Source organism: Shewanella sp. 11B5, assembly GCF_002836795.1.
GTDB classification, from domain to species: domain Bacteria; phylum Pseudomonadota; class Gammaproteobacteria; order Enterobacterales; family Shewanellaceae; genus Shewanella; species Shewanella frigidimarina.
Window position 1 is genome coordinate 1 of the sequence record NZ_PJAP01000887.1, and the last position, 3,377, is coordinate 3,377.

At 41.8% G+C, this 3,377-nt stretch carries 2 protein-coding genes; both read left to right on the forward strand.

What is annotated here, in order from left to right:
• Positions 1–139 precede the first annotated feature (139 nt).
• A complete protein-coding gene (locus CXF78_RS17710) occupies positions 140–1,768 on the forward strand; it encodes a methyl-accepting chemotaxis protein (RefSeq protein WP_102037500.1) in 1,629 nt (542 codons plus the stop codon).
• 336 nt (positions 1,769–2,104) lie between these two features.
• Positions 2,105–3,377, forward strand: a 1,273-nt coding sequence (locus tag CXF78_RS17715; protein ID WP_102037501.1) for an acetyl-CoA hydrolase/transferase family protein, incomplete at its 3' end; no start/stop codon positions are given.

A 3,377-nucleotide genomic window follows, 5' to 3' on the forward strand; every position in this document is an offset into this window, starting at 1 on the left:
TTGGCGTTATATTTTATATTACATTACTATTTCGGTAACAATTTTGTAACACTTGCATTGGTTATTGTATTTCGTCGTAAAGTTCCTCCAAGGATTGTTCGGGCTTTTATCGTTAATTTATTTTTACTTGGTGGTCTATATGCTGAATTTTAAAATTAAACAAAAAATGCTCATTAGCTCGTTAATTCCATTAGCTATTCTCATCATAATTTGTGGCATTGCGGTGAATATGATGGGGAAAATCGAAGATGGAGTGATGAGGATCTATTCTGATCGCGTTGTACCGTTAGAAGATTTAAAAATCATTGGTGATGACTATGCTGTCTTAGTCATTGATGCAATAAACAAAGCCAATGCTGGTGGCTCAACCGCTCAAGATGCTGCTGAGACATTAATGAGTGCAAAAAGTAATATTGATACACTTTGGAAAAAATATTTAGCCACTAAGTTAACCCCAAAAGAAAGCCAACTTAGTATTGAAGCCAATGATATGTTTGGCCCCGCAGATGAGAAAATTGATTTTCTCATCAGTAAACTGCAAAACATGTCTGGAAAAATCCCAGGTCAATTGACCGATGACATTATGCCTTTATACGGGGTAATCGATCCTATTAGCGGTAAAATTGCCGAATTAGTGTCATTGCAAATAAAAGTAGCAGGCGATGAATGGCGATTAACTCAAGAGATATATCAATCATCAGTTCAGTTATTTATTTTCTTTACGTTTTGTGCAGTGGTTATCAGTGTAGTGTTAACCATTTGGGTACTGCGTAGTGTGATGAGGCCAGTGACAGATATTTTGATGAAACTAAAGCTTATTAAGCAAAACTCAGATTTAACCCAAGTGTTTACTCCTTATAATGATGATGAATTAGGCATGATTTCAACGAGCCTTACAGGCGTTATAACTCATCTAAGAGGCATTATTGAATCAATTTCAGATGCCGCAAATACTATCAATATTTCATCAGAAGAGTTGCAGCGTTTCACTGAAGAAACCAACCATAGAATGATACAGCAGCAAGATGAGTCAGAACAAACCGCAACGGCTATGAATGAAATGACAGCGACAGTGGCAGAGGTTGTTCAAAGTACCAACTTTGCCGCTGAACAGGCGAAACAAGCTAATAATCATGCTGAAAATGGTAATGTTATTGTTCAAAATTCAATAGACAGTATGTCGCAATTATCTAACCAAATTGGCACCACGGCGGAGGTGATATCTCATCTTGCTAAAGAGAGCCAAAACATTGGCCAAGTGTTAAGTGTCATTAAAGGCGTTGCCGAGCAGACTAACCTTTTAGCCTTGAACGCCGCCATTGAAGCCGCAAGAGCGGGTGAACAGGGGCGAGGATTTGCTGTTGTTGCAGACGAAGTACGTACTTTAGCTAAACGTACTCAAGACTCAACACTGCAGATTGAAACCATGATTGACGGATTACAAAAAAGTGTCGTACTTGCGGTTTCTTCAATGGATGAAGGCTTAGCCTTAGTGCATAGTGCCAATGATAAAACCAACAGTGCTGGCACAGTTCTCAATGAAATTGTCACTTCGGTCGACAGTATCAATGAGCTTAACACTCAAATAGCTACAGCAGCAGAAGAGCAATCCTATGTAGCTGAGAGTATCAATAAAAGTATCATCACCATAAATGATATTACTCAAGCCTCATCCGCAGCGACCGAAAAACTTACCCATTCTGTTAACGATTTACAATCACTGGCTAGCTCAATGCAACTTCAAGTGGCGACATTTAAAATAGCCTAACATTTTCATTGATGAGGGCTGAAAAACTTCAGCCCTCCCTCGCAATCTCTCAGTTAACTTATCCGCATAATCCTGCATGGCTTAAAAGCTGGAGAGGTTTATGTTGGCTTTTTATCCTTTTGAGCATAACCGAAACGATATTGTGATTGGCGTTAAAAAGTCAGTTTGATTAACTGAAGCAGATACCAATTAAGCATCATTTATTACCCATTAACGTACTGCATGTCTCAATTACTCAACTATTTTGTGCTAGCTCAACGTTACCACTACCAACACTATTAAAGGGTGAATTAACCGCTTACACTACAAATAGCTTAATTACCTTGAGTAATATTAATGAAACCAATTATTTGTAGCAGTGCATTAGAGGCCGTGTCCTTAATTGAAAGTGGTGAAACCTTGTGGACTCATTCCATGGGGGCAACCCCAACATTATTGTTAGACGCGTTAGCCCAACATGCGTTAACAAAGCATGGTTTAACATTATTGCAGTTGCATACCGAGGGTGCAGAGTCGTTAAGTGATCCCCGTTTAAAGGATCATCTACGCCATCGTTGTTTCTTTGCTGGCACACCCACGCGCTCGCTGTTGCAACAAGGTGATGCCGATTATGTGCCAATTTTCCTCTCTGAGGTGCCCAAGTTGTTTCGTTCCGGCGAACAGCATATCGACACTGCTATCGTTCAAGTTTCCCCACCAGATAAACATGGTATCTGTTCGTTAGGTATATCGGTTGAGGCAACGTTAGCGGCCTGCCAAATGGCGGGTAAAATTATTGCTCATATTAATCCCATGATGCCTCGCACCCATGGTGACGGTTTTATTCATTACAATAAGTTTGCAGCCGTGTATGAGCAGAGCATGCCTTTACCACAACATCTATTCGCCCCAAGCGATGCGATAAGCTTGGCTATCGGCCAGAATGTGGCCAAATTAGTACTTGATGGCGCTTGCTTACAAATGGGCATTGGCGCCATTCCAGATGCTGTATTGGCGTGCTTAACCGAACATAAAGATTTGGGCGTTCATACTGAGCTATTTTCTGATGGTGTGCTTAATTTGGTCGAGCTTGGTGTGATCAATAATAGTCGTAAGAAAGTCCATCCCGGCAAGACGGTGACAGGCTTTGCATTGGGTAGCCAACGACTTTATGACTTTGTTGATGACAATCCTTCGGTGATATTCATGGATATTGAGCAGGTTAATGACACGGCTATTATCCGCAAAAATCCGAATGTAATGTCAATAAACTCCGCGTTACAGGTCGATATTTCAGGGCAGGTGTGTGCTGATTCACTGGGCACTCAAATATACTCAGGTGTAGGTGGTCAGATGGACTTTATACGCGGCGCAGGCCTTTCTGAAGGCGGCCGTTCTGTCATCGCATTGCCCAGTACTGCGGCTAATGGCACGGTGTCTCGGATTGCCACAGTATTATCCCCTGGCGCTGGCGTGGTAACCACCCGTGCGCATGTACACTATATCGTCACAGAGTATGGAACCGCTTATCTACGCGGTAAGTCGTTACGAGAACGAGCGCGTGCGCTTATCGATATTGCCCATCCCAAATTTAGAGAGCAGCTTTGCCAAGAAGCTTTTGAGATGTGGC

Bases quoted from the DNA above. Each gene is read 5' to 3' on its own strand.
- CXF78_RS17710 (WP_102037500.1), top strand. From the start codon at position 140: ATGCTGAATTTTAAAATTAAACAAAAAATGCTCATTAGCTCGTTAATT.